Raw genomic sequence first — 26,607 nt, forward strand, 5'->3', positions numbered from 1 at the left:
CGGTGTCACACCCCCGTGGGGCGTGCGGTGAAGTGTGGTGTGTGGGTGGGGAACTCCACCGGCAGGGTGCCGTCGGGGCCGGGGCGCGGCGCGTACGCCGGTGGCTGGAACGTGTGCCCCTCCAGCAGGGCCGCCAGCCAGGTGGTCACCGTCAGCGGGACGAGATCGGTGCCGGCGTGCGCGTCGGTGCCCCCGCCGAACGGCACCAGCGCCGGATTGCGCGCGGCCCGCCCGTCCAGCCAGATCTCCGGCGTGTACCGGTCCGCGTACTCCTGCCGCGCGCCGGCCCGAAAACGCTGGAAGTACGGGGTGTGGACGACGAACGTGGTGCGCGCGGCGATCGGACGGCCCCGCCACCGGGTCTCCTCGGTGCTCTCCCGCAGCAGCGACGGGGTGCTCGGCCACAGCCGCGCGGTCTCCAGCGCGCACGCGCGCGTGAACGACAGCGCGCCGGGCTCCCCGCCACCCCTGGCGATCTCGGCTCGGGCCCGCGCCTCGTGGGCGGGATGCGTGGCGAGCAGCGCGAGCGTACGTGGCACGGTGGTCGCCGCCGCGTCGTACGCGAACCACCACGGCCGGAGCCGGACCACCGCGTCCGCGCTCCCGTCCGGGCCACCGTCCGCGCTCCCACCCGCGCTCCGTGTCGCCAGCGCGCCGGCCAGCGTGTCGGGTCCGGCATCGGCGGCGTGCTGACGTAGCCGACGGAGGAAGTCGTCCCGGATGTGCCGCTGGCGGGGCCGCAGCACCGACCAGTCGCCGGCGGGCCTCGGCCGGCCGAGCGGGCCGGCGAGCGCGGTGTCGTCGCGCGCCGCGTCACCGAGTACGAGCCGGCGTACCGTACGCCACCACGCCGCGTCGAAGTCGTCCCAGGTCAGCTCGCCGGTACGGGCCGTCTGCCGGAGCAGCGCGGCGGCCTCCGCGCGGACCGTGGCGACGACCACCGGGGCCAGGTGGTGGAGCGGCGACCGCGCGGCGCCCGAAGCCGTCGCGTCGAGCCGCCGCGCCTTCGCCCGCTGCGACTCCCCGGCGGTCGGGGCGCCGGGCGGCGGGAACGGGTCGGGCTCGTTCCACGTGGTGGGCGAGAAGATCGTCGGCGTCCGGTCGAGCACGGTGCGCACGTCATCGGGCGTCAACGGCAGCGCCACCGCGCGCCCACCGAAGCGCAGCAGCAGCGGCCCGTCCCCGTATGTCGCGCGCAACCGGTCCAGCGTCTCGACGGCCCGTCGACCCCAGCGCACCCGCTCACCGAGCGCCACGCCGGCCGGCCGCCGCCGGGCGGCCCCGGCGGCCACGGCGGGCAGCAACAACGAGGCGGCCACCCGCGCCGCGTCCGCCGCGCTCGCCGTCGGCAGGCCCCCCGCGACCCCCGCAGCCCCGGCAGCGACCCCGCCCCCCGCGACGGGCTCCCCGTGGCCGGGGTCACTGTGGGTGGGTTCCCGGTGCGCGGGCTCCGCCCGGCCGGGCTTGTCGTGGGTGGGTCCAGCGCCGTCGGGCTCCCTGTGAGTGGGGTCCGCGCTGCCGGGCTTGTCGTGGGTGGGTGTGTGCTGAGTGAGGTGGGTCGGGGTGGGGCCCGGCTGGGTGGGAGTCGTTGGCGCGGGTGTCGCTCGGGGTGGCGCTGTCGACGCGGAGGCCGTCGGGGCGGGTCGGGGTGGTGCGGTGGGTGTGGGCGCGGGGGAAGCGGGCGCGGGGGACGCTGGTACGGGGGAGGCCGAGGCGGCGGGTTGAGGCATACGGGGGCTCCTTCGCGGAGTGTGGGGACGGGTGCGCGGGGTCGTGTGGCGGGCGCGGGGTGGTACGCGGAATCGCGGGGCGGGTGTGGGGCCCGGGGAGAGGCAGGGGTGGGTGGTGGGAGGCGGGGCGGGCGGATGCGCGGGCTGGGGTGGTCCGGCCGTGCGTACCAGCCGCGTTGGGTACCCGGGCGGGGCCGCCGGGAACGCCCGATCTGCCGGGGTCCGCCCGATCGGCGCACAGCCCCGCCGCCCGCACGGCCCAACACGACACCGCCGCCTACGACACCGCCGCGCGTACGACACCCGCGTACGACGCCACCCCGGAGCCGCGACCCACCCCGGCCGTCACTACCCGCCACCACCGCGACCCACCTACACGGCGCCGGGCCCCCACGGAGTCAGCCTCCGCCGCGACCCCCACCCACGTACGGCCCCCGCGGACAACAACCCGCGTCACCCATCCCCACCAGACACCAGGACCGCACCCAGTGAACCCGCCCCAAGTCACCCGGCACCCCAGCGAACCCGCAGCTCAACACACCCCCCGCGCCCGACGGCCCCCGCACCCAGCCGCTCCCGCACCTGAACAGCCTCCACGCCCAGCGGGCCCCCACCACGACAGCCTCCGAGCAACAGGCCCCCATCCAGCGGACCCGGCGCCCACAGCCCCGCCCAGCAGCTTCCTGCCGGGCGGGGTGTGGGAGGGGGTGATCCGGTGTGGGGATTCGGGACGCGAGACGCGGGGAGACGGGTGGGCGAGGCGCTGGGGCGGGGTGGGTGTGCGGGCCGTGGTGGGGTGGTGTCGACTCGCTCGCGTTGCGCGGGGTGGGCTCCACAACTCCCTGGTGACCAGGGATGTTACGGCGGCGACGGGGGAGCGCCGCCCGCGTGGCGAACGGGGTTTCGGGCGGTGTCGAACGGCGGTTCGCCCGTGTCGCGCGCCCCTGGGGCGCCCCCGCGCGCCATGGCAGGGGGCGGACAGCCAGGCGGAAGGCTATTGAACAAGGGTGACGTTCCTTTGTAGTTTGCTCGCCACGCCCAGCCGGGCGGATCTGTCCACCCGCACGCCCACCCGGGCCGCCGCGGGTGGTCGCAAGGCGATGCCGCGCGCGGAGTGGCCCCGTGGACGGGGTGCCCGCAGCGCCGACGGGGGACACGAACATGCACCACCACCACGACGTCAGCGACGGCCGTGCCACGCGGCCTGACGAGCGGCACGTGTCCATGGCCCCGACCCCACGCGAGCGCTAGCGGCGCCTTCGGCGGCGTGGCGAGCCGTCTCCACGACGGCCCGCCGCACGGCGGGCGCGCTGGCCCGCGCCCCGCGACCGGCCCACCCCTGGCGCCCGCCCCCGCCGCCGACCCACCCCGTGGCCCGAACCCGCCCCACGAGTAACCCGCCTCACGAGTAACCGAATACGGAGCGCTGACGTGACCCCAGGCATACCCTCGCCGGCAGGGACGCCACCATGGCCGTGACCACCGCCCGCCGCGCGCCGGCCAACGTGCTGCCCCTGCTGCTGCGTTGTTGTAGCTGCCGGTTCGCCGCGTACTACTGGATGGGGTTCCTCGCCGGGCTCGCCGCCGTGGACCAGCTCACCGTGGCCCGAGCCGTGGGCGCGGCGCCGATGTGGCTGGCCTTCTGTGTCGGCACGGAGTCCGTCAACCGGATCGCCGACCGCGAGGCCGACATCGTCAACCGGCCCGAGCGCACCGCCCTGTGCGAGGCGATCGGCTGGCCGCGGCTGACCCGTATCGCCGTGGGCGCCTGGGTGGTCTTCGCCGCCTGGGGCGCCCTGCTGTTCGCGCTGGACCCCGAGCCCGCCTTCGCCGCGATGATCCTCGTGGACATCGCCATCGCCGTCGGCTACTCGATCGGCCCCGCGTTCAAGCGCCACCGCGTACTGGCCCTGCTCGTCCTGGTCATGCCGCTGGTGCTGCCCATGGTCACCGGCTGGGCCACGCGCCCCGACGCCGACGCGCTGACCTCGCCGGTCCTGCCGGCCGCCGCCGTGCTGGCCGCCTTCAGCCTGGGCCTGGCCGGCATCAAGGACATCACCGACGTGGCGGGCGACCGGCTGCTCGGCTACTCCAGCCTGTGGCTGACCATCGCCCGGGCCGGGCGCGGCGCGGCCGTCCACGTCCTGGTCGTCGCGCCCTTCGCCCTCGACGCGCTCTTCGTCGTGCTGCGCCTGCTGCCGGTCAGCAGCCTGGCCGTGCTGCCGTGCGTCCTGGCGTCGGCGTACGTGGTGCGCGGCGCGAACGCGGCCGAGTCGACCGAGGAGCGGTCGGTGGCGCGCGAGGTGATGCACTCGTACACCTTCCTGTTCCTGGCGGCGTACCTGCTGGCGGCGATGGCCTCGCCCGGCATGGCCGCCGTCGCCGCACTCGGCGCCGGCCACTGGCTGCTGGCGTCCCGGCGCCTGCACTGGGCGCCGGCCCTCACCCGGGCCCAGCTCCGTGGGTGGGCCGCGATCGCCGTTCCGTCATCCCGTGGGAGCACCGTTGAACGAGTCTGACATCCGGCACGCCGTGCGCGAGGTCATCGCGCGGGTCCTGGCCACCTCGCCGGAGCTGGTCCCCGGCGACGCCGACCTCTACGACGACCTCGGCGCCGACTCGCTGAACAAACTGGAGGTCATCGCGCACGTCGAGGCCCACTTCGACTGCCGGCTCACCGACGACGAGGCGGCGCTCGGCAACTCCGTGAACACCCTCGCGCGGTACGTCGGCGGCCATGTCGGCTGACGCCCCACTCCGCCCGCCGGCCCTCCCGGACACGGCCCGCGTCGTCGTGACCGGGCTCGGCGTGGTCTCCCCGCTCGGCAGCGACGTGGACCGGTTCTGGCGGCGCGTCACCTCGGGCACGGTCGCCACCGGCCCCATCCGCCGCTTCGCCACCGACGCCTACCCCGCCCACCGGGCCGCCGAGGTCGACGAACCGGAGCTCACCGCCCCGTACGACGCCGACGGCACGCTCGTCCCGCGCGCCCTGCGCTACGCCGAGCACGCCGTACGCGACGCCCTCGACTCCGCCAAGGCGCTCCACGGCACCGACCCGCGCCGCGTCGGCCTGGTCCTCGGCACCGTCATGGGCACCCGCCCGCACCTGGAGGAGCTGCGCCGCCGGGGAGCCGACACCGCCGCCGACCGCCGCTGGGACACGCCCGCACTGCTCGCCTCCTGGCCCGCGCGCCGCTTCCGACTGGGCGGCCCGCGCCATGTCGTCGCGGCCGGCTGCGCCGGCGGCAACACGGCCCTCAGCACGGCCGCCGACCTGATCACCACCGGGCAGGCGGACTGCGTACTGGCCGGCGGCGTCGACGAGTTGGCCGAGGCCGTCTTCCAGCTCTTCACCACGCTGCGGGCCGTGGAACCCGACGTGGTGCGGCCCTTCGACCGCGACCGGCGCGGCACGATGCCCTCCGAGGGCGCCGGCGTCCTCACCCTGGAGTCCCTGGCCCACGCGCGGGCCCGGGGCGCCACCGTCCTGGCCGAGCTGCGCGGCCACGCCCTGGCCGCCGACGCCCACCACATGACGGCCCCGCACCCGGCCGGCGACGCGCTGCTGCGCTGCGTGGACGCGAGCCTGCGGCGCGGCGGGCTCGGCCCCGGCGACGTCGACTACGTCAGCGCGCACGGCACCGGCACGCCGGTCAACGACGCCACCGAAGCCGCCTGCCTCGCCCGCTACTTCGGCGCCGCCGGGGCACGCCCGGCCACCTCGTCCATCAAGGGCATGCTGGGCCACGCGCAGGGTGCCGCCAGCGCCCTGGAAGCCGTGGCCTGTGTGCTCGCGATCGTCCACGGCCGGGTGCCGGGCAACCCGACGCTGCGCACCGTGGACGACCGCTGCCGCGACCTGGACCTGGTCCGTGGCCCGGCCCGGGACCTGCCGGTACGCGTCGCGCTGAGCAACGCGTTCGGCTTCGGCGGCAACACGGCCTCGGTGGTCTTCGGCGCGCCCACGGACTGACCCGCCCCGCCCGGGCGCCGGCCCCGCCCGGCTCCCACCGGCCCCGACGCCGCCCCGACCCGCCGCCCCGCACCCACGGGGCCCGCGCACCGACGCAAGACCGCGAGGAGTACGACGTGCCAACGCAGGACGCGACCTGGACGAGCCCGGTGCCGGTCACCGGTGTGGGGGCGGTGAGCGCGTCGGGGGCGACGGTCGCCGCGCTCTACGAGGACCTGCTGGCCGGCGCCCGGCGGGTCACGGTACGGGAGGTCCCGCCGGTCGCCGGCGCCCTCCCGGCCGGCCCCGCGCACCGGCCCGACCGGGACGGGGCCCGTGACGTCGCGGCGGCCCACGTCACCGCCCCCCTCACGCTCCCGCCCCACATCGACGCCCGCGTTCGCCGCACCCTCGGCCGCGACACGGCCCTGCTGCTCGCCGCGGCCCACGCGGCGCTGACCGCCACACCGGCACCCCCCTGGGTCCCCGAGCCCGGCCCGGCACCGCGGGCCGACCCGCCCGGAGCCGAGGTACCGCGAACCGCCGCCCCCCGGGCCACGGTGTCCGGGGCCGCCGCCCCCCGGGCGACGGTGTCCGGGGCCGCCGCGCCCCGGGCCGACGTGTCCCGGGGCGAGGTGGCGAAGCCCGTACCGGACTCGCCGCCGCCCCCGCCACCGGCCCCGCTGCGGGGCGCCGACCCGGCCAGGATCGGCGTCTTCACCGGCACGTCGCACGCCGGGCGCGGCGAGTACGTGGCCATCCACGACCGGGCCGGCGCCGACGCCGGCCCGGTCAACCCGGTCTGGGGCCCTCAGTCCAGCTACAACGCCCCCGGCGCCGGCCTCTCCATCCACCTCGGCCTGCGCGGCCCCAACCTCACCCTGACCTCGGGCGCGGCCGTCGGCCTCGACGCCATCGCCCTGGGCGTGCAGCACCTGCGCTCGGGCGGCTGCGACGCGGTCGTCGCCGGCGGCGTGGACTCGCTGTCGGCCGCCTGCCCACCACCCCCGGAGGGCGCCCCACCAGCGGATACGACGCCGGGGGGCATGGGGCCGTGGGGTGCGGTGCCGCAGGGCGCGGCATCGTCGGGCGCGGCACGGGCGGGCGCGAAGCCACCGCCGGGCACGGCACCGGTGATGGTCGGGCCGGGTGCGGGGAGCGGGCTCGCGGCGCCGGTCGGCGAGGGCGCGGCCGTCATCGTCCTGACCGCCCCGGGCGGCCCCGCGCGGGCCCCGGCCCTGGCCCACGTCTGCGCCACGGCCCGTGCGTACGCCGCCGAGGACCGGCCCGGGGACGGCGTGCCCCCCAACGCCGACGCCGGGGGCGCCCCGGCCCGGCCCGACCTCACCGAAGCGGGAGCCGAGGCCGTGCGCGCGGCCCTGCGGGCCGCGGGCCGCGCCGCCCACGAGCTCACTCTCGCGGTGACGACCGCCGCCCCCCACACCCCGACCGGCGTCGCCGAACACGCCGCCGTCACCGCCGTGTTCGGACCCGCGCTGCCCCGGCTGGCCGTCGCCGGAACCACGGGCACCACGGGCGGCGCCGACGGCGCGCTGGCCTTCGCGGTCGCGGTCGAGGCGCTGACCCGGGCCGCGCCCCCACCCCCGGCGACCCCCGGCCCGACCGACCCCGGCGCCCCCACCCAGACACCCGCCGCCCCGCTCGCGCTCTGCCTCGGGCTCGACCCGGACGGCGCGGCCACCGCCCTCCTCCTCGCCGGCGCCACCCCCGCCGCGACAGCCGAGGGAGCCACCCGATGAGGACGGGCCCGGACCGGCTGGTGCTGCGCGAGGGCGGGCCGTACCGCCTGGTGTGCCTGCCGTACGCGGGCGGCTCGGCCCGGTCGTTCACGCGGCTGGTGCGCCAGGTCACGGAGGACTGGACGGTCGTGGCGGCCCAGCCACCCGCCGCCCACGACCACGACACGCCGCCCGACCTGAACGAACTGGCCGACTTCTACGCCGACCTGCTCGCCACCGACCTCGGCGGACCCGGCATCGTGCTCGGGCACAGCCTGGGCGCCGTGGTGGCGCACCGGATGGCCCAGCGGCACGCGGCGCACTGGCCCGCCGACCTGCGACTGGTCCTCTCCGCCCCACCCCGCCCCGGGCCACCCGCCTACGCGCTGGCCGGCCTCGACGACCACTCGCTGCTCTCGGTGGCCCGCGCCCGGGGCATCGTGCCGCGGTTGGAGCTGCCCGACGAGCTGGTGATCCGGCTGCTGCTGCCCGGCCTGCGCCGGGACCTGGCCACGCTCGGCACCACGGGCTGGGCCCCGGAGCCGGTACGCCCCCCGGTCCACCTGCTGGGCGGCACCGACGACCCGGCCAGCCCGCCGGCCGTCCTCACCGAGCTGGCCGACCAGTTGGCGGCGCGGGGGACGCGCTGGGTGCCGGGCGGCCACCTGTTCGTGATGGACCAGCCCGAGGCCACGTACGCGGCGCTCCGCAAGATCGCGGGCTGCGCGCCGACGCACCGACGCCCCACCGGTCCGGCGGCGCCGACCTGTCCGGCGGCGGGGACCAGGGGCCCGGCGGCCCCGGCCGCCGGCGAGCCGACCACCGCCCCCGACTAGCGCGTTTCCTCCCGGAGCGGTGGGCCCGACCGGAGCGGACGGCCTCGGGCCGGGGACCGCCGGGCCGCGGGCGCCCGCCCTGGCGCCCGCCCTGGCGCCCGCGGTAAACCCGGCGACGTGGGCGATCACCTTCGGGATACTGGGCGCCCATGGATGAGGTCACCGTCGTCGTCGCCCACTCCGAGCGCGCCACGCTGCGCGTCGGCGACGTGTTCCTGAAGGTGGACGCCGATCAGGCGCGCGTCGACGCCGAGGTCGAAGCGATGTCCCGCGCGCCGGTCCCGACCCCGCGCGTCCTGTGGCGCGAGCCGCCCGTCCTCGCGCTCGCCGCGCTCCCGGGGACCACCCTGGGGCGCCTTGGCGGGGACTCGACCGGCTCGGCGGCGGCGTGGGCCGCGGCGGGCGCCGCCATCCGGACGCTGCACGACGCGCCCCCGCCACCCCTGCCGGGCCGGGCCGGGCGGAGCGCGGCGGCGCTGGCGGCGGAACTCGACGACGAGTGCGCGTCGCTCGTGGCCCACGGCCTGCTGCCCGCCGACCTGGTCACCCGTAACCGCGAGGTCGCCGAGGCCGCGCTCCGGCCGTGGACCCCGGCGTTCACCCACGGCGACCTCCAGATCGCGCACGTCTTCCTCGACGGCGCCGAGGTCACCGGCATCATCGACTGGTCCGAGGCGGGCCAGGGCGACGCCCTGTACGACCTCGCCACCTTCACGCTCGGACACGAGGAGCACCTCGACGACGTCATCGCCGGCTACGGCACCGACGTCGACCGCGACGTGATCCACGCGTGGTGGTCGCTGCGCAGCCTGCTGGCGGTTCGCTGGCTGGCGGAGCACGGCTTCGACCCCTTCGCGCCGGGCTGCGAGGTCGACGTGCTCCGGTCCCGGATGTGAGCCCGCGCGGGCCCGGGAAGCCCGCGCCGGGGCCGGCCCCGGACCGAGGCCGCCTCGCGCGCGGCGCCGTCCCGTACACCCCGCCGTACGATGGGGCCATGGCGGTCCGCGAAGAGTTCCCAGTCGCACACCCCGCGCACGAGCACACCCCGGGCGAGCAGCAACTGGGCGTCGCCTCCACGGTCTTCGCGCTGCTGGCCGACCCGACCCGGCTGCACCTGCTGTGGCTCCTCGCCCAGGGTGAGGCCGACGTCACGACCCTGACCACGGCCAGCGGCGCGGCCCGTACGGCCGTCAGCCAGCACCTGGCCAAGTTGCGCCTGGCCGGCCTGGTGCGGTCGCGCAAGGAAGGCCGGCACGCGGTGTACGCGCTGCGCGACGGACACCTGCGCCGCCTGGTGGTCGAGGCCCTGCGACACGCGGACCACCAGGTCACGGGCGCCCCCTGGCACGCGTAGCGCGCGGCCCGCCCGCGCACCGCCGCTCCCGCCGGCACCACGGGGCGCGGCCTTCCCCGGGCCGCCGCGCGGGGCCGCGAGCCCCGTATCGCGCCCGCCGCCGCTCCACGGGGCGACGTACGGTTCGTCCGCTACGCCACGGAGTGCGCGGGCAGGCGCACGCGCCCCGGACTCGGGTCAGGCGAGCGGTCGACTCGTGGACGTCGGGCAGGGGTTGGAGGAACCCTCGTTCCGTATCGGGTTGTCCATGGAGGTCACCCCTGTGTCCGCGTGCCGGCCAGCCGGCCGTACACCCACGGGTCGCCGTGGTGGTTGTGGACATCGCACCAGAAGGAGAACGTGGCGCCCTGCGCGCCGGTGGCCACCGAGGCGCACTCCGTGGCCGGGGCGCCCTTGCGGTGGTAGGCGCCCACGAAAGTGCCCCAGCCGGCCAAGGTGTTCGCGGTGGCGCGCGGGTCGCGGGGAGCCGGCGCGGCGGCAGCGGCCGTGCTCGTGCCGAGCCCCGTCCCCGCCCGTTTCCCACGCGTTCGCCGGCTCGCCCGCCGAACGGGGCCTGAACCCGAACGTGTGGGTGTCGTTCCACGCCTGGTTCACGTACCCGTCGTGCAGGTTGGACGAGCACTGGTGGATCCTTCCACTCGTGCGTCGCCAGACTTGATCTCGCCGGCCCGTTCCGTCGCGTCGAACTCGTGACCGGGCGTTGGGTACGGTCGTCGGGACCCACCCTGGCGCGCGGAGTGGGCGAGAGGAGCGGAAACCGATGCTGGGTACGGTACGCACACTGCGGCGCTATCCCGTCAAGTCGATGCTCGGCGAGGAGGTGCCCGCGAGCGACGTCACCCGCCGCGGCCTGCGGCACGACCGGGCGATCGCCCTGGTGCACCGCGAGACCGGCAGGATCGCCAGCGCCAAGAACCCGAGGCTGTGGCGCGACCTGCTCACCCTGTCCGCCACCGTGGAAGCCCCGGGGCCGGTCGGGGCCGACGGTACGCCGGTGCGCGTCACCCTCCCCGACGGCCGCACCCTGCTGGCCACGGACGAGCGGGCCGACGCGGTCCTGAGCGAGGTGCTGGGCGCCCCGGTCCGGGTGGCCCACACCCCACCGCCCGGCGCCCGGCTGGAACGCTCCAGGCCCGAGGAGGTGCTGGCGGCGGGCATCGACGCGGAGGTCGCGTACGACGAGAACGAGATCGGCACCGGGGCGCCCCTGGGCACGTTCTTCGACTTCGCCCCGATCCACCTCGTCACCACCGCCACCCTGGCCCGCATCGCGGAGTTGAGCCCACGCGGCGCCGTGGAGGCCGAGCGCTACCGGCCGAACATCATCGTGTCCCTACCCGCCGAACCACCCACGGGGCCCGGCACGTCGCCCGCCTTCCCCGAGAACGACTGGGTCGGCCGCGAACTGCACCTGGGCGAGGAACTGACCCTGCACGTCCTGTCCACCACCCCGCGCTGCGCCATCCCCACCCTGGCCCACGGCACCCTGCCGCGCGACACCCACGCCCTGCGCGTGCCCGCCGCGCACAACCGCGTCGAACCACACCCCGGCATGGACCCCCAGCCGTGCGCGGGTGTCTACGCGCGAGTGGTACGAGCGGGTCGCGTACGACAGGGCGACGCGGTGCGCCTGGGCGCACCACGTGCCGTGGACGAGACCGCCCGGCGGCGCTAGACCCGCCACCGGGCCGCCCCGCCCGCCCGGTTCAGCGCGGGCCCCCCTCGTCCCGCCACGCCTCGCCGATCAGCAGGTGGTCGGTGGTGACGCGGCGGAAGTAGTCGTGCCCGGGGTGGCGGTCGGTATGGGCCAGACACCAGGCGTCGAGCTCCTCCTGCCGCTCCACCCGGCCGGACGTGGCCCGACAGTCGACCGCCGTACAGAACGCTTCACGCGACACGGGCCCTCCGAGAGGAGCGGGGATACTCCGAGCAGCGTAGGACGCCCCACCCGCCCCCGTACGCCCGATCCACCATCACCACCCACCCGCGCCCCCGCGCCGCCACCGGGCCCGATCCGCCGCGCTCTCGGCGACCGTGGAAGGGGACCGCGCGCGACCGATCCCGAACGTCCCTCCGTGCTCCGTCATGTCACGCGTAGCGGGCGAGCAGGGCCGCGATGTACTCCTCCAGCCGGTGGGCCAGGACCTCGGGTGTCAGGTCGACGCGGCCCAGCTCGCGCCAGGGAACCGCGACCTTCTCCGCGTCCGGAGCGAAGGCCAACGCGTCCAGCAGCCGCCAGTAGAGATGGGCGGGGCCGTCAGCGGCCAGCGCCCCTCCCGTGGCGCGGTAGCGGTCGGCGAACCGCATGCCCGTGGGAACCCCGTGCAGCAGCGCCAGAGCGGTCGAGCAGTGGGCCACGTCCAGGTCGGCCGGGCCCCACGAGGTCTCCACCCAGTCGACGATCCCGCTGATCCGGAGGCCGTCATCGGTGTCGGTGAACAGGACGTTGCCGGGATGAAAGTCCCGGTGCAGAAAGCAGCCCTGGTAGGAGGGGGGCTCGCGGATGAGGTCGACCGCTCGCCGCCACAGCTCGGGCCGCTCGGTGGCCGCCGGCAGCCGCACACGCTCGGGGGTGACCCAGGGCTGGTAGACGCGCGGCCGTCGCGGCGCGTCCACCGACAACCGGTGGACGCGCACCAGTTGCCGCGCCAGGAGTTCCGCGCGCTCCTCGGCGCCCGCGTCGTCCAGGCGTACGGTCCCCGGCAGAAGGGACATCAGCAAGGAGGGGTGGTCGCAGTGCGACGCCGTCGCGTCCACCGCCGCGAGCGTGGCCGCGGGCACGTCCGTGTCACCGAGCAGGCGCAGAATGTCCGCCTCACGGGTCAGCAGGCCCTCCGCGTGCCGAACGAAGAAGGGCTTGACGAAGGACCGCAGCACGAGCGAGCGTCGACCGCCCGGCCCGCGCAGGTCCAGGCGGCGCATGTCCGACGTCCACCCACCACGCAGCCGCACCACCCGCTCGATGTGCTCCCCCTCGGACAGCTCCTTCTCCACCCAGGCGCGCGTGGCACCCCAGCGTGCGGGGTCGGGATGCGCGTCGCGGCCCTCGGTTCTCTCGTCCATACGGGGACGCTATCCGGCCAGCGGGCACGGCCCGCGGCCCGGGTTCGTCGACGGCCCCTCGACCCCGCCGGGGCGGCCGGTGCACGGCGAGGCCAGCGGCGAGGTGGGGGGCCACCCCCGCCCGCCCGATCCACCGCCACCCCCCCCGCGCCCCACGACGGCGCCCGCCCCGGCCCGCCACCGCCCCCGCGCGGTTCGCACCCTTAGCGGGTGCAGAGCAACAACCCACCCAGGCAACCGATCTCGAACGCCCCGTTGCGCTCGATCTCGGCGGTGACGATCTCCCGGGCCCTCGCGACGGTTTCCGTGAACGGCGTGTCGTGCTGGTCCGCCCACGCCCGGTACGACGCCAGATGAGCGATCACGGGTTCGGGCGTGCGCACGGTGACGGTTCCGGCAAGCTCGACCGTCTCGACGTCACCAAACGCGGCGCCGAGCAGGCCCCCCGCCTTCTCCAGGGGGAACCTGGCGCTGAGCGACATCCGCGCTGGCCCCTTCTCGACCCCGAGCACGTCACCCGCCGCACGCTCCCACAACCGGTCCAACTCGACCTTGTCGCGTTCGCTGTTCGTCGACACCACCACCCGCCCACCCGGCCTGACGACTCGGGCCAACTCGCCGATGGCGGCCGGGATGTCGTCGACGTGGTAGAGCATGTGCGTGGCGAGCGCGGCGTCAACGCCCGCCGCCGACAGAGGCAGGCGTGCGGCATCGGCCACCGCCACCGGACCAGGCACCTCGGCGAGAATCCCCGGCGACACGTCGAGACCGACGATCCGTAGGTCAGGCCGATCCCGCCGGAGGCGACGCAGGAACCCGCCGTTCCCGCACCCCACGTCCACAACGGTGCCCCGGACGTCCCGCAGTCGCTCCACGACCATGCCGGGAAGGTCGTAACGCGGCTCCTGCCACCGGTAGAGGGACTGCCGGGCGGACAGTTCCTCACCTGTCCTGTACGCGCTTCCGGCCAGCAACGCGCGATCGGTCACGGTGGCGCGCTGGCCGTGGGGCGGGCGGTTCACGTCAGCGACTCCGATCGGTCGACGGCGGACAACGCCTCAGCGGCGGCGTTCGTGACACGCTCACGAAGGTGAGCGATCCGTGTGGAGCCACGGTACTGCGGGGCGCTCAGATCGCCAGCGAGAACCCGAAGGCGGCTGACGATGCTCGCGGAGAGCGAGTCCGGCGCCGTGCCGGAGAAGGTGTTGAGCTCGGCCTCGGCACCATCCAGGTCACCGGCCAGTGTCCGGCCCCGAACGAGGTCCAGGTGGGCGGCGAGCAGGTCGAACGTCGATCGGTCGGCGTCTGGGACACTGCCGTACAGTGCCACGGACGTCTCGGCGCAGCGGATGGCCTGTCGGAGGTGACCCGAGCCTCCCAACGCGAGGTGCGTGGTGCTGGCATAGGTCGCCTGCTTCGCTGAGGGGAAGCTGAAGACACCGGCCATCCCGTCCGGAGCCCGCATGGATTCTCTCGCTCGCTCAGCGGCTGCCAGTGCGAGGACAGCGCCGTGTGTGTTTCCCGTCGCGGCAAGCGCTCGGGCCTCAAGACTCGCAAGGCGCACCCCCACGCTGCCGGTGCCGCTGAGGTGTTGCCCCTGCTGTGCGCGAAGGGCCGCACGTCGCGGGTTGCCGTTCCAGAAGGCGATCAGGGATTCGATCGACCGGACCCAAGCCAACATCTCGTTGTGGCCCGCCACCTCGGCACATGACCAGGCAGCGCGTGCGTGTGTGGCCGCTGCCTCGTACTGTCCGGCGTCGAGGCAGAGGTGGGCCGACAGGCCGCAGAGCCTGCTGGCCGTGACCAGGAGATCATGCGTGTGCCGGGGGCGCTGCCGCCCCCTCAGCAGCTCGAAGGTCTCATCGCGGAGGTCGCGAATCTCGCGATGGAGCGTGCCTGCCGGCTGGCTGACGAAATGACGTGCCAACCTCGCGGTGTCCGCGTGGAGCTGCTCGACGGTCGTTTCCGTGGCATTCAGGGCGGAGATGTAGCGAGCGAACCTCGCCGAGCGCGACGCGTCCGCCACGAGATGCTGCGTTGACGTACGGGGGACAGTCGGCTCGTTGACAGGCTTCCCCTTCGCCGTCGGCGCCTTCACGGTGTGGTCGACGCCGTCTCTGTGGCGACGACTCCGCGCATGCGCGCTGTCCAGCACGGCCCGTTCCACGGCGTAGACCTCGGCCAGAATTCCCCGGGTGCGGGCGTTCGGTAGACGTGCCTCCCGCTCGTATCGACCGATCTCCTTGCCTGTCATTCTCGGGAGCGCGCTCCCTTCGATCGTGTTGTACTCGGCGGCGACCTGGGCCTGCGTGACCGAGCCACGGGCCTTTCGCAGCCGAACGAGGAGCTCGCCGATTCCGCACTCGTCCATGTCGCTCCCCGGTCGCAGTTCGCTGTCCCCATACTGGCCCCCCTGCTGGCCCCCTCGGGGGCCCCTGACTCGAACGAGCGACTGCGGTTGCCTGGGGACATGCCGTCAAGCAGTGTGCGAACCGCCCTTGGGGCGCCGCCAACGTGGTGGTGTCCGTGCTGGGGTGTTGGCGTGCGACGGCATGTGGAGAGCTCGTCGACGCAGGCGAGTCCGGCATACGCGAAGGAGAGCCGTGCACACCGTTGAGTACGAGACGAAGATGCTCGACATCGACCCGAAGGCGATGGCCGAGCGCATCGCGCTGGCCGGCGGCGGATTTCGGGGCGAGCACCTGATGCGTCGCTATGTCTATGACACCGTTCCCCCCGTGCCGGGACGGTGGGTGCGTCTGCGCGACTCCGGCGACACCGTCACGCTGTGCGTGAAGACGATCAGCTCGGACGCGCTGGACGGTACTCGTGAGACCGAGACGACGGTCGGCTCGTTCGAGGACACGCACGCGCTGCTGGGCCTCATGGGCCTCACGCATCGCGCATATCAGGAGAACCGGCGTTCGTCCTGGTCCCTGAACGGGGTGCGGTTGGAGATCGACGCGTGGCCGCTCATCCCGCCCTACCTTGAGATCGAGGGGGACACCGAGGAGCAGGTGTGGGCTGCCGCCGAGCGCCTTGCCCTCACGCGAGAGGCTCTGACCAGCGAGAATACGACCAAGGTCTTCGCCAGGTACGGGATCGACCTCGATTCGATCAGTGAGCTCCGCTTCACCTGACCTGTTGGCGAACTGTCGGCGGGGCGTCGAGCCCCGCCGGGTAGGAGGCGGTGTTGACCACAACCGACCAGTACGACCTGCCCGTCACAGTGGTGCCGGACCGGACGCTGCGGGTGAAGATCATCGATGCCTGCGGACTCGCCTGCACCTTCTGTCACAACGAAGGCACCCCCGTGACGTCGGACAACCTCGGCCGCGAAGCCGGGCAGTTCACCGGAACACCAGGCGCCTCGGGGCGGGTCTCGATCTACCTCGCGACCAACGAAGCGAGCTTCTTGTCCGATCGTGTCGCAGCGGACTCGGACTTCGCCCTGGCCCTGGCAGCGGTACGCGGCAGTCTTCCCACGACGGAGGTTCACCTCACCGGCGGTGAGCCCACCCTCCATCCTGAGCTCCCCAAGCTCGTCCACATCGCTCGACGGCTCGGCCTCACTGTCGGCCTCACCAGCAACGGCGAGAACGGTGCGGCAGTACTGCCCGAGTGTGCCTCGGCTGGCCTCGACCGGATCAACCTGTCCGTCTTCGGCACCACCCCCGAGGAACTCGCGGCGGTCCAGACCGGGCGATCGGCCTCGCCGAAACTGGCCGCGCGCAAGCTGCGGGCCTTGGCCGCCACGATCGAGACCGCGGCTCGACACGGTGTGAAGGTCTCCGCCAACATCGTGGTCCCGGACCGGGGCCACGTGGCCCGGGTGCTTCGTGTGATCGAGGAGTACGGGCGGGCCGTGACCGTACGCATGTTGGTCAACCTCGAAGACGACGGGGCCTCGCTCGCGGCGATGCGCGAGGTGGTCAACCACCTCGGAGCAGTGCCGGTCCGTCGTGTCATCACCGCTGGCGCGTCTGACCAGCGCACCCGCTATCGGCTCCCGGACGGTCGGACGCTGTACGCCAAGAGCATCCGTGCGACCCGGCTCCCCCGCACCTGCTCTGACTGTCGGTTCAACAACGATCGGGACTGCCAGGAGGGGTACTACGGCGTCCGGATGTACCGGGCGCGAAACGGCCCGTTCATGGTCGGTGTGTGTATTCAGCGGATGGATCTGTGCCTACCGCTGGGCGAGTTCGTGATGAGTCGGCGTTGTGCCGAAGTCCGGGACTTCCGCGACGAGGAAGTTGCGCGGCTCACGAGCCTGTGTCGTCCGGCCGTCGTGCCCCGCTGAGGTGCCGCGCGCATTCGCCGGGTGCTGCGCCTGTGCCCCTCCGAACGCCCCCGCCACGCGTCCCAGGTCGTGATCGTCGCTTCGTGACGCTCGCCGCTTCGTGGGTGGGGGCGTGGTGGCTGGGGTGGGGCGGAGCATCCCCCGCACGGGCGGTCTTGGTCAGCGCGTGCGGGGGATGGTGGGTGGGCCCGGGGTGGGGCGGGGGCTAGCGGTGGGGGGTGGGGCGGCCGGTGGTCGCGCCTTCGAGGGGGACGGGGCGTTCGCCTCGGGGGCCGTGGTCGCCTCGGGAGCGGTAGCCGTCGCGGGGGCCGTAGGGGCCGTGGACGCGGCGGTTGCGGGCCCGGTAGACGACGTAGGGGCGGAAGAGGTAGCCGACGGGGGCGGTGAAGGCGTGGACGAGGCGGCTGAAGGGCCACAGGGCGAACAGGGCCATCGCGAGGACCGCGTGGACCTGGAACTGGAGCGGGGCGTCGGCCATGTGGGAGACGTCCGGGTCCAGGGTGAAGAGGCTGCGGACCCAGACGGAGACGCCGAGGCGGTAGTCGTAGTCGCTGGTGGCCGGGGTGACCATGGTGTTCATGAGGCCGGCGACCAGGGTCGCGCCCAGCACCGGGTACAGCACCCGGTCGCTGCGGGAGCTGGCCCGGCGGACGGCCTTGACGCGGGTGCGGCGCCAGACCAGGATCGCCAGCCCGCCGGTGGCCATCAGGCCGGCCACGCTGCCGGCCACCAGCGCGCCCGCGCTGTACTGGGCCTCGGTGACGTGCAGCCACTCGGTGAAGCTCTCCGGGACGAGCAGGCCCACGATGTGGCCCATGAGGATGAGCAGCAGTCCGAAGTGGAAGAGCGGCGAGCCGACGCGCAGCAGCCGGTTCTCGTGGAGCTGGCTGGAGCGGGTGGTGAAGCCGAAGCGGTCGTAGCGGTAGCGCCAGGCGGTGCCCGCGACCAGGCAGGTCAGGGTCAGGTAGGGCAACACGCCCCACAGCGTGGTGTGTAGGTGGTCCACCAGCGGGCTCCTTCGCGGCGGCGCCCCGTGCGGCGGGGCAAGGGGGTGATGAGGAGAGTGGGGGTGGTCGGGGCGGGGTGGGTCGGGGCCCGGTCAGGACGGTGGGCGGGCCGTGAAGGGTTCCAGGCCGACGCTCTCGCGGGGCGGCCCGGTGCGGGCCAGTCGGCGGGCGGCGGCGCGGTCGGCCGGGCGCGGGCCCGGCAGGGTCGCGCTGACGGCGTCCAGGACGTGCGCGTAGCGGGTGCCGCGGTCCTCCAGGGCCAGCCGCAGCAGTTCGACGCCCGCGCGGTGACCGCGCAGCAGCCGGTTGCCGGCGCGCGGGACGCGGGCGGCGAACTCCAGCATCAGCGGCAGGTAGTCGGGCAGTTCGGCCGGGTCGGGCTCCCAGCCGGCGGCGCGGTAGACCTCCCGCAGCGCGGCGAGCGCGCCGCCGCGCCGTCGGGTGTCGCCGTCGGTGTAGTACGTCATGTGCAGGGTGCGCCGGTGGGTGCGGTCGAAGACGTCGGTGTAGTGCGCGGCGGCCTCAAGGACCGGGACCCGGGCGGCCTCGGCGCAGAACCGCAGCAGCGGCCGGGCGGCCGGGTGGCGCGTCTCGCGCAGCCGCTCGGCGACCAGGTCCAGCCTCTCCAGCCAGGCCCGGTCGGGGTAGTAGAGCAGCAGCGACGCGGCCTGGTGGACGGCGGGCGCGCTCACGAGGCGGCCCCCGGTGGCGTGGCGCCCGCCGACCCGGCCCGCGTCGGGTGCCCGGCCGGCGTGGCCCGCGGGGAGCGGGCGGACGGTGTGCCCGCTCCCGCGCGTGGGGCGCTCACGCCGTGCCCTCGGGGAAGAGGCCGTCCGGGCGTCCGGTGCCGTTCCAGTTGAGGAGGTTGACCCGGCCGCGCAGGGCGAGCCCGGCGTGTTCGGGTTCGGGGCCGGCGCCGGGGGCGGCGTGGAAGGCGTCGGCCTCCATCATCCCGGGCCCGCCGTCGCCGTCCAGGCTGCACCCGGTGTCCAGGGGGCTGCCGGGCTCGGCGACGTAGCTGGTGGGGATGACGTACCGGTCCTCGTACTTGGCCACGGCCAGCAGCCGGTACATGGCCTCGATGGTCGTCGGGTCCAGGCCCACGCTGGCGGCGATGTCCGGGTCGGGCTCCTCGCCGAGGTTCTGGCGGCGCATGTGCGCGCGCATGGCGCCCAGTTTGCGCAGCGCGTCGGCCACCGGCTCCACGTCGCCGGCCGTGAACAGCTCGGCCAGGTAGGACAGCGGGATGCGCAGCGTGTCGATGGCGCCGAACAGGTTGCCCGCGTCCTCGCCGTCGTGCCCGCTCTTGGACAGCGCGTCCACGATGGGCGACAGCGGCGGCACGTACCAGACCATCGGCATGGTGCGGTACTCCGGGTGCAGCGGCAGGGCCACCCGGTACTGGCTGATCAGGGCGTGGACGGGGGAGCGGCGGGCGGCGGTGATCCAGTCGTGCGGGATGCCGGACGCCTCGGCCGCGCGGATGACCTTGGGGTCGGCGGGGTCCAGGAAGCACTCCAACTGGGCCTCGTACAGGTCCTTCTCGTCGGCCACGGCCGCCGCCTGGTCGACCCGGTCGGCGTCGTAGAGGATGACGCCCAGGTAGCGCAGCCGGCCCACGCACGTCTCGGAGCACACGGTGGGCTCGCCGGCCTCGATGCGCGGGTAGCAGAAGGTGCACTTCTCGGCCTTGCCGGAGGAGTGGTTGAAGTAGACCTTCTTGTACGGGCAGCCGCTCACGCACATCCGCCAGCCACGGCAGCGGTCCTGGTCGACCAGCACGATGCCGTCCTCTACCCGCTTGTACATCGCCCCCGACGGGCACACGGCCACGCACGAGGGGTTCAGGCAGTGCTCGCAGATGCGCGGCAGGTAGAACATGAACGCGTCCTGGTACTCCAGGCGCACGGTCTCGCTGATCCGCGCCAGCAGCGGGTCCCTGGCGGTGTGCTCGGGGCCGCCGCCCAGGTCGTCGTCCCAGTTGGGCCCGGCGGTGATCGCCATGGGGCGGCCGTCGATCTGGGAGTGCGGCGGGGCGGTGGGCACGTCGTCGCCCAGCGGCGCGTCCGTCAGGTTGGCGTAGTCGTACGTCCAGGGCTCGTAGTAGTCCTCGATGGTGGGCAGTTCGGGATTGGCGAAGATGCGCGAGAGGCGGCGCAGCCGGCCGCCCGAGCGCGGTACGAGCTTGCCGCGCTTGTTCAGCTCCCAGCCGCCGCGCCAGGTCTCCTGGTCCTCGTAGCGGCGCGGGTACCCCTGGCCGGGGCGGGTCTCGACGTTGTTGAACCAGACGTACTCGGTGCCCTGCCGGTTGGTCCACGTCTGCTTGCACGTGACCGAGCAGGTGTGGCAGCCGATGCACTTGTCGAGGTTCATGACCATGGCGACCTGGGCCATCACCCGGCCGATGGGCGCTTGTCGCGGGGGCATCAGTAGTCGACCTCCTGCGAGCGGCGGTGGATGACCGTGACCGCGTCGCGCTGGTTTCCGGTGGGGCCGTAGTAGTTGGGGGCGAAGGAGAGCTGGGCGTAGCCGCCGATGAGGTGGGTGGGCTTGATGAGCAGGCGGGTCAGGGCGTTGTGGACGCCGCCGCGCCGGCCGGTCGCCTCCGACTTGGGCACGTTCACCAGGCGTTCCTGCACGTGGTACATGAACACGGTGCCGGCCGGCATGCGGTGCGAGACGATCGCGCGGGCCACCACGACGCCGTTGGCGTTGACGGCCTCGATCCAGTCGTTGTCGGCCACGGCGATGGCCTCGGCGTCCTCGGGGCTCATCCAGATCACCGGGCCGCCCCGGGCCAGGGTCTGCATGAGCAGGTTCTCCTGGTACTCGGAGTGGATGGACCACTTCGAGTGCGGCGTCAGGTAGCGCACGGTCACCGACCGCTCCTGGCCACCGCCCTTGCGGGGGCGCTCGCCGAGCGCGGCCATGTTCAACGGCGGCCGGAAGACGGGCAGTTGCTCGCCGAACTCGGCCATCCAGGAGTGGTCGAGATAGAAGTGCTGGCGGCCGGTGAGGGTGTGCCAGGGCTTGCGGTGCTCGGTGTTGATGGTGAAGGGCGAGTAGCGGCGCTCGGGCCCCTCCTTGCCCGACCACTCGAAGCTCGCGCCGACCTGCACCGGGCGGGCCTGGGTATCGGAGAAGACGATGCGGCGATCGGCGACCGAGTGGGCCAGTTCGGTCAGCCCCGAGTCGGGGCCGACACGTTCGGCGAGCCGGTGGAAGCCCTCGGCGGCCAGCCGTCCGTTGGTGGTGCCGGACAGCGCGAGGATCGCCTCGCACATCTTGACATCGGTGTCCAGCAGCGGGCGGCCGACCGCCGCGCCTTCGGTCGCGGTGCCGCAGCGCTGGGCCAGCCACCGGCCCTCCGGCTCCGGGCGCACCGTGATGCCCTTGACGACGATGCCGTCCCGCTCGGCCAGCGGCCCGAAGGCGGCCATCTTGTCGGCGATGGCCGTGTAGTCCCGCTCCACCACGGTGACCTGCGGCATCGTCTCGCCCGGTGGCGGCGCCTCGCCGGGCGTGTCGTGCTGGAGCGCGGTGGCCACCAGGTCGTACGCGACCTCAAGGCGCCCCTTGGCCAGTTCGCTCAGCTTGCGGGCCAGGCCGTGGAAGATGTCGAAGTCGGTACGGGCCTGCCAGGGCGGGTTGATCGCGGGCGAGAAGGCGTGCACGTAGGGGTGCATGTCCGTGCTGGACAGGTCGTGCTTCTCGTACCAGGTGGCGGCCGGCAGGACCAGGTCGGCGAAGAGCGTCGTCGAGGTCATCCGGAAGTCGAGCGCCATCAGCAGGTCGAGCTTGCCGCGCGGCGCCTGGTCGTGCCAGGTGACGTCCCGGGGCCGGTTGTCGGGCGGTACCTCGTCCGCGTCCGCGTTGTCGTCGGCGCCCAGCAGGTGCCGCAGGAAGTACTCGTTGCCCTTGGCCGAGGAGCCGATCAGGTTGGCCCGCCACACGGTCAGCACCCGGGGCCAGTTCCGGGGCGCGTCCGGGTCCTGGCAGGCGAAGCCGAGCTTGCCCGTGGCGATCTGCTCGGCCGCCCAGTCGCCGGGGCTTTGGCCCGAGGCGCGGGCGGCGGCCCCCAGCTCCAGCGGGTTGCCGGCGAAGGTCGGGTAGGAGGGCATCCAGCCGCGCCGGGCCGACTCGGCCACCAGGTCCGCGGTGTGCCGCCCGGCGAACAGGCCCTGCCCGGCGGGTGAGGCCAGCGCGTCGGCCGGGGCGTTCTCGTACCGCCACTGGTCGGTGTGGGTGTACCAGTACGGGGTGCCGGCCATCTGCCGCGAGGGGCGCGCCCAGTCGGCGGCGGTGGCCATCTGCTGCCAGCCCGCGTACGGGCGCACCTTCTCCTGCCCGACGTAGTGCGCCCAGCCGCCGCCGTTGACGCCCTGGCAGCCGGTGAGCAGCAGCAGCGAGAGGAACGAGCGGTAGATGGTGTCGGAGTGGAACCAGTGGTTGGTGCCCGCGCCCATCACGATCATGGACCGGCCACGGGTCTGCTCGGCGGTGCGGGCGAACTCGCGGGCGGTGCGGATCGCCGCCCGCGCCGGCACCGAGGTGATCGTCTCCTGCCAGGCCGGCGTGCAGGGCACCGAGGCGTCCTCGTACGACAGCGGCCACTGGCCCGACTGGCCCTCGCGGCGCACCCCGTACCGGGCGAGCAGCAGGTCGAAGACGGTGGTCACCACGCGGTCGCCGATGCGGCGCACGGGCACCGCGCGGCTGAGCGAGCCGGCGTCCTCGACGTCGAAGCGCGGCAGCACCACACGGGCGGTGGGGGCCGTGCCGTCCTCGCGGTGGAAGGTCAGCCGCGGGTCCACCTCGCCCAGGTCCAGGTTCCAGCGGCCCTCGCCGGCCTTGCCCCAGCGGTCGCCCAGGGTGCCGGCCGGGACGACCACCTCGTCGGTGACCGCGTCCACCAGGACCGGCTTGTAGCGGCCCGCGCCGGGCGCGTCGCCCTCGTCCAGGCCCAGGTCGGCGGCGGTCAGGAAGCTGCCGGGGGTGTAGTCGTGGGCGCCGTGCGGGTCGAGCTCGACCAGGAACGGCAGGTCGGTGAACTGCTTGCCGTACTCGACGAAGTAGGGGACCTGGCGCTGGACGAAGAACTCGGTGAGGATCACGTGCCCCATCGCCATGGCCAGCGCCCCGTCGGTGCCCGGGTGCGGGTGCAGCCACTCGTCGGCGAACTTGGTGGCGTCCGCGTAGTCGGGCGAGACCACCACGACCTTCTGCCCCCGGTAGCGGGCCTCGGTCATGAAGTGCGCGTCCGGGGTGCGGGTCACCGGGACGTTGGAACCCCACAGCATCAGGTACGCCGCGTCCCACCAGTCACCGGACTCCGGCACGTCCGTCTGGTCGCCGAAGACCTGCGGGGAGGCCACCGGCAGGTCCGCGTACCAGTCGTAGAAGGAGAGCATCGGCGCGCCGATCAGCGCGTGGAAGCGGGCACCGACCGCGTGCGAGGCCATCGACATGGCGGGAATGGGCGAGAAGCCGGCGATCCGGTCCGGGCCGTGCTCGCGCAGGGTGTGCAGGTGGGCTGCGGCGGCGATCTCCAGCGCCTCGTCCCAACCGACGCGCACCAGGCCGCCCTTGCCACGGGCCGACTGGTAGCGGCGCCGCTTGTCGGGGTCGGTGGTGATCTCGGCCCAGGCCGCCACCGGGTCGCCCAGCCGCTGCCTGGCCTCCCGGTACAGCTCGACCAGCACGCCACGGGCGTGCGGGTAGCGCACCCGCGTGGGCGAGTAGGTGTACCAGGAAAAAGAAGCGCCGCGCGGGCATCCGCGCGGCTCGTACTCGGGTCGGTCGGGACCGGTTGTCGGATAGTCGGTCGCCTGTGTCTCCCAGGTGATCAACCCGTCCTTGACGTAGACCTTCCACGAACACGAGCCCGTGCAGTTGACGCCGTGCGTGGAGCGCACCACCTTGTCGTGCGCCCACCGCTCGCGGTACGTGGAGTCGTTGACGCTCTGGTCCGTACGGAAGATCGCGCGTGCCTGCGGGCTGACCGGCGCCTTGTGGAACATCTGCCCCATGGCCAGCAGGGCGCGTTCGGCGGCGTCAGCGGAACGCCCCACACGCAACCCGAACTTGTTCGAGGCCACGACGGGCCCCCTCTCAGCCGCTTGCCGATTGCTCAGCGCAGCGTGGCCCAGTACAGGGAGTGAGCGGAAGCGGACAGCGTCGTTCTTGACGTGACCGCTCACCGGGCTTTGCGTGCCTTTTAGAACTGATTTTGGCCGGAACCCAGCGACTTCGTTGGCACGGACGGGGTGCGACGGATGAATCGCCAGGGAAGCCCCGTCATGGCCAGGGTGACCAGCAGCCAGGCGCCGACCGCGAGCCAGGTCACCACGCCGGCCACCGGGCGCAGCGCGGCCACCTCGGCCACGCCGCCGAGCTGCCGGCTGGCCGCCGCGTACATCCCGAGCGGGAAGACGACGCACCACTGCGTGGGCTCGTACCGCACCGGCACCCGATGTCGGCAGTGCCGCCAGTATCCGGCCGCGACCAGCACCGGAAGCAGCAGCGTCGCCCAGCACCACAGCGCCAGCAGCGTGGCCAGCAGGGCCCGGCGCGGCCCGGCCGACCAGCCCAGGCCCACCACCTGCGCACCCGCCAGCACGCTGATGGCGCAGGCGCCCATGGCCACCCAGTACGCGGGCGTCAGGGCGGCCGGCGCCACCGGGTGCCGCCGCAGCCGCCAGCCGACGGCGCCCAGCACCGCCCCGTACAGCGCCACGCCCGCCACCCAGCAGCCGAGCAGGACGCCCCGGGCCCACGGGCCGCTCCACAGCGCGGCGCCGGCCACGACGACGGACTGGAGACCGACCGCGCACAGGAACCAGGTGCCGTCCGCGAGCCGCGCGGCCCCGGGGTGGCGGCGCAGCGTCCGGGCCGTACGAGCCGCGAGAACTCCCCACGCCAGGACCGCGACCAGGTACAACGCGAGGGCGAGCGCCCGCGCGCCCGCGCCCGCCAGCCGGGCCGCGAGGACCTCGGAGCCGGCGACGAACGTGAAGAACCCGAAGACCCTGGCCGGCGCGTCCGCGTCGGCGGCGACGTGCTCGCGGTAGGCCAGCAGCCGCCACGCCAGCGCCAGGGCCAGGACGGCGAACCCGGCCAGGCCGATGCCCAGCAGAGCCCAGGACAGCCGCCGCGCACCGCCGCTCGCCACCGCGCGCGACACGATGCCCGTGGCCATGACCGGGGCGAAACAGGCCGGTGCCAGTGCCCGCACCCGCCCGCTGACCTCCTGTGTCCACCTCATTCCCGCAGCGTGCCACCGCCCCCGCGCGGTCCCACCCCATCGGTTTCCCCAAGTCCCCTACGTCCCATGGGAAACCGGCCATCCGCGAGGGGCTCCGGGGGCCTCGCGAAGATGGCCGATGCTTTACCGCCACGTGGGCAACACTTGTCCTGGTCAAGGGAGTTGGGCTCGAACGGCATGCCGTGACGCGCCGGCGGACCGGCATGCGACCGGCGTACGCGGGGCGCACCTCGTACGCCCCGTACGGCCCCCGCCGTTGGACCGACGGGCCCGGCAGGGGCGCACCGCCGAGCCACGCGAGCGAGCGACCCGATCCCGTGGCACCCCACCCACCGCTCCACGACACTCCCGTGCGCCCCCGTGCGCCACCTCGGCCCCGGGGCGGATGGGGCTGCTGGGGCGCGCCCCAGGCGGCTTGATCCGAGGGTGACCCGTCTGGGTGGCGCGTGGACCGGGGCGGGCGCGCGGACGTGTGGCCACGCGGACGTGTGGGCGGGCGGGCACGGCGGATGTGCGGACGTGCGGGCGGGCTCCGGGCGGGAGGTGGCTCCCGGCGGCGCGGGCGAGGTCGCGGCCCCTTCGGGGGGTGGGAGGCGGGCGGAGGCGTCGGGCGCGCGTGGCCTCGTCCGTCGCGAGGGGTCGGGTCGGGCCGCGTGGGGGTGACGGGCCTGCTAGCTTCTACATCGTTGTAGAGATCTGCGGGCGTCGCCGAGGGCTTCTTACGGCCGCCGCGCGATAACACGAGGAGAAGTTACCGATGGCCCTGTGGGACAAGCTCAAGGAGTCCGCGTCCTCGATGCAGACCCAGTTGACGGCGAAGAAGAACGAGCTGAAGAGCGGCGCGTTCCGGGACGCCAGCATGGCGATGTGCGCCCTGGTGGCCGCCGCCGACGGCTCGGTCGACGCCTCCGAGCGGCAGCGCGTGGCCTCGCTGATCGCCACCAACGACGTGCTCCAGAACTTCCCCGCCGACGATCTGCAGCGTCGTTTCAACGAGTACCTCGACAAGCTGGCCGCCGACTTCGAGTTCGGCAAGGTGTCCGTGATCCAGGACATCGGCAAGGTCAAGAAGAAGCCGGTCGAGGCGCGCGCGGTCATCCAGATCGGCATCGTCATCGGCGGCGCGGACGGCGACTTCGACCTGACCGAGCAGGCCGTCGTCCGCGAGGTCTGCTACGCCCTGGACATCGCGCCGAACGAGTTCGACCTCTAGGCCGACCCGACCGGCCGGGCCCGTCGAGTGGGCCCGCGTCGCACGCGGCGGTGGGGGGGGGGGGGCCGCCGCGCCCCCCCCCCCCCCCCCCCCGGCGCCCCCCCCGGGGCGCGGGGGGGGCGGGCCGCGGGCGCCCCCCCCCG

At 74.4% G+C, this 26,607-nt stretch carries 22 protein-coding genes; 11 read left to right on the forward strand and 11 right to left on the reverse strand.

Annotated elements, in window-relative coordinates:
- Window positions 1-5: 5 nt before the first annotated feature.
- Window positions 6-1,319 carry a cytochrome P450 gene (locus ACFVFR_RS11645; protein WP_383699940.1) on the reverse strand — a complete coding sequence of 438 codons (1,314 nt, stop codon included), beginning with the start codon at window positions 1,317-1,319 and terminating at the stop codon, window positions 6-8.
- 1,880 nt (window positions 1,320-3,199) lie between these two features.
- Here ACFVFR_RS11645 and ACFVFR_RS11650 point away from each other — a divergent pair.
- The 7 genes from ACFVFR_RS11650 to ACFVFR_RS11680 all read left to right on the forward strand — a co-directional run bounded on the left by ACFVFR_RS11650 (window position 3,200) and on the right by ACFVFR_RS11680 (window position 9,614).
- Window positions 3,200-4,249, forward strand: coding sequence for a UbiA family prenyltransferase (locus ACFVFR_RS11650; RefSeq protein ID WP_383699942.1), 1,050 nt, complete (start codon window positions 3,200-3,202; stop codon window positions 4,247-4,249).
- Window positions 4,236-4,478 (forward strand): acyl carrier protein, encoded by a 243-nt coding sequence (locus ACFVFR_RS11655; RefSeq protein WP_383699944.1) that lies wholly within the window; start codon window positions 4,236-4,238, stop codon window positions 4,476-4,478. Before ACFVFR_RS11650 ends, ACFVFR_RS11655 begins: the two co-directional genes overlap by 14 nt.
- Window positions 4,468-5,706, forward strand: a complete 1,239-nt coding sequence (locus tag ACFVFR_RS11660; protein ID WP_383699946.1) for a beta-ketoacyl-[acyl-carrier-protein] synthase family protein — start codon at window positions 4,468-4,470, stop codon at window positions 5,704-5,706. The genes ACFVFR_RS11655 and ACFVFR_RS11660 overlap by 11 nt, the downstream gene beginning before the upstream one ends.
- 116 nt (window positions 5,707-5,822) lie before the next feature.
- Window positions 5,823-7,445, forward strand: coding sequence for a beta-ketoacyl synthase N-terminal-like domain-containing protein (locus ACFVFR_RS11665; RefSeq protein WP_383699948.1), 1,623 nt, complete (start codon window positions 5,823-5,825; stop codon window positions 7,443-7,445).
- Window positions 7,442-8,260 (forward strand): thioesterase II family protein, encoded by an 819-nt coding sequence (locus ACFVFR_RS11670; RefSeq protein ID WP_383699950.1) that lies wholly within the window; start codon window positions 7,442-7,444, stop codon window positions 8,258-8,260. The genes ACFVFR_RS11665 and ACFVFR_RS11670 overlap by 4 nt, the downstream gene beginning before the upstream one ends.
- A 149-nt stretch (window positions 8,261-8,409) precedes the next feature.
- Window positions 8,410-9,156, forward strand: coding sequence for a phosphotransferase family protein (locus tag ACFVFR_RS11675; protein WP_383699952.1), 747 nt, complete (start codon window positions 8,410-8,412; stop codon window positions 9,154-9,156).
- Between the two features lie 98 nt (window positions 9,157-9,254).
- Window positions 9,255-9,614: an ArsR/SmtB family transcription factor gene (locus ACFVFR_RS11680; RefSeq protein WP_383699954.1), complete on the forward strand. Its 360-nt coding sequence runs from the start codon at window positions 9,255-9,257 to the stop codon at window positions 9,612-9,614.
- 254 nt (window positions 9,615-9,868) lie between these two features.
- On the opposite strand, the gene ACFVFR_RS11685 is transcribed toward ACFVFR_RS11680, so the two are convergent.
- Window positions 9,869-10,027 (reverse strand): hypothetical protein, encoded by a 159-nt coding sequence (locus tag ACFVFR_RS11685; RefSeq protein ID WP_383699956.1) that lies wholly within the window; start codon window positions 10,025-10,027, stop codon window positions 9,869-9,871.
- 347 nt (window positions 10,028-10,374) lie between these two features.
- On the opposite strand from ACFVFR_RS11685, the gene ACFVFR_RS11690 reads away from it, so the two are divergent.
- Window positions 10,375-11,289, forward strand: a complete 915-nt coding sequence (locus ACFVFR_RS11690; RefSeq protein WP_383699957.1) for an MOSC domain-containing protein — start codon at window positions 10,375-10,377, stop codon at window positions 11,287-11,289.
- A 31-nt stretch (window positions 11,290-11,320) separates the two neighbouring features.
- On the opposite strand, the gene ACFVFR_RS11695 is transcribed toward ACFVFR_RS11690, so the two are convergent.
- From ACFVFR_RS11695 to ACFVFR_RS11710, 4 genes are all read right to left on the reverse strand, one after another.
- Complete coding sequence (locus ACFVFR_RS11695) at window positions 11,321-11,512, reverse strand: hypothetical protein (protein WP_383699959.1); 192 nt, start codon at window positions 11,510-11,512, stop codon at window positions 11,321-11,323.
- A gap of 190 nt (window positions 11,513-11,702) precedes the next feature.
- Window positions 11,703-12,677 (reverse strand): phosphotransferase family protein, encoded by a 975-nt coding sequence (locus tag ACFVFR_RS11700; protein ID WP_383699961.1) that lies wholly within the window; start codon window positions 12,675-12,677, stop codon window positions 11,703-11,705.
- 203 nt (window positions 12,678-12,880) lie between these two features.
- Window positions 12,881-13,699 (reverse strand): class I SAM-dependent methyltransferase, encoded by an 819-nt coding sequence (locus tag ACFVFR_RS11705; RefSeq protein WP_383699963.1) that lies wholly within the window; start codon window positions 13,697-13,699, stop codon window positions 12,881-12,883.
- Complete coding sequence (locus ACFVFR_RS11710) at window positions 13,696-15,048, reverse strand: XRE family transcriptional regulator (protein WP_383699965.1); 1,353 nt, start codon at window positions 15,046-15,048, stop codon at window positions 13,696-13,698. Before ACFVFR_RS11710 ends, ACFVFR_RS11705 begins: the two co-directional genes overlap by 4 nt.
- A 232-nt stretch (window positions 15,049-15,280) precedes the next feature.
- Between ACFVFR_RS11710 and ACFVFR_RS11715 the strand changes: the two genes are divergently transcribed.
- Together ACFVFR_RS11715 and ACFVFR_RS11720 are read left to right on the forward strand one after the other, a co-directional pair.
- The gene (locus tag ACFVFR_RS11715) at window positions 15,281-15,817 is read left to right on the forward strand and encodes a class IV adenylate cyclase (RefSeq protein WP_383699967.1); all 537 of its coding nucleotides are present in this window, start codon (window positions 15,281-15,283) and stop codon (window positions 15,815-15,817) included.
- 53 nt (window positions 15,818-15,870) lie between these two features.
- On the forward strand, window positions 15,871-16,980 hold the full coding sequence (locus ACFVFR_RS11720; RefSeq protein ID WP_383699969.1) for a radical SAM protein: 1,110 nt from the start codon (window positions 15,871-15,873) through the stop codon (window positions 16,978-16,980).
- A 205-nt stretch (window positions 16,981-17,185) separates the two neighbouring features.
- Here the strand turns inward: ACFVFR_RS11720 and narI are convergent, their stop codons facing one another.
- The 5 genes from narI to ACFVFR_RS11745 all read right to left on the reverse strand — a co-directional run bounded on the left by narI (window position 17,186) and on the right by ACFVFR_RS11745 (window position 25,251).
- Window positions 17,186-17,986 (reverse strand): respiratory nitrate reductase subunit gamma, encoded by an 801-nt coding sequence (gene narI, locus ACFVFR_RS11725; RefSeq protein ID WP_383699971.1) that lies wholly within the window; start codon window positions 17,984-17,986, stop codon window positions 17,186-17,188.
- A gap of 93 nt (window positions 17,987-18,079) precedes the next feature.
- Window positions 18,080-18,679: a nitrate reductase molybdenum cofactor assembly chaperone gene (narJ, locus tag ACFVFR_RS11730; RefSeq protein WP_383699973.1), complete on the reverse strand. Its 600-nt coding sequence runs from the start codon at window positions 18,677-18,679 to the stop codon at window positions 18,080-18,082.
- A gap of 112 nt (window positions 18,680-18,791) precedes the next feature.
- Window positions 18,792-20,414: a nitrate reductase subunit beta gene (gene narH, locus ACFVFR_RS11735; protein ID WP_383699975.1), complete on the reverse strand. Its 1,623-nt coding sequence runs from the start codon at window positions 20,412-20,414 to the stop codon at window positions 18,792-18,794.
- Entirely contained in the window at window positions 20,414-24,016 is a 3,603-nt protein-coding gene (locus ACFVFR_RS11740; protein WP_383700005.1) for a nitrate reductase subunit alpha, read from the reverse strand. The genes narH and ACFVFR_RS11740 overlap by 1 nt, the downstream gene beginning before the upstream one ends.
- Window positions 24,017-24,204: 188 nt before the next feature.
- Window positions 24,205-25,251, reverse strand: coding sequence for a tellurite resistance/C4-dicarboxylate transporter family protein (locus ACFVFR_RS11745; RefSeq protein ID WP_383699977.1), 1,047 nt, complete (start codon window positions 25,249-25,251; stop codon window positions 24,205-24,207).
- Window positions 25,252-26,008: 757 nt separating this feature from the next.
- Between ACFVFR_RS11745 and ACFVFR_RS11750 the strand changes: the two genes are divergently transcribed.
- Window positions 26,009-26,464 carry a tellurite resistance TerB family protein gene (locus ACFVFR_RS11750; protein WP_383699979.1) on the forward strand — a complete coding sequence of 152 codons (456 nt, stop codon included), beginning with the start codon at window positions 26,009-26,011 and terminating at the stop codon, window positions 26,462-26,464.
- The last annotated feature ends 143 nt before the right edge of the window (window positions 26,465-26,607 follow it).

The sequence above is a fragment of the Streptomyces sp. NPDC057702 genome (genome assembly GCF_042799315.1).
GTDB lineage: Bacteria > Actinomycetota > Actinomycetes > Streptomycetales > Streptomycetaceae > Streptomyces.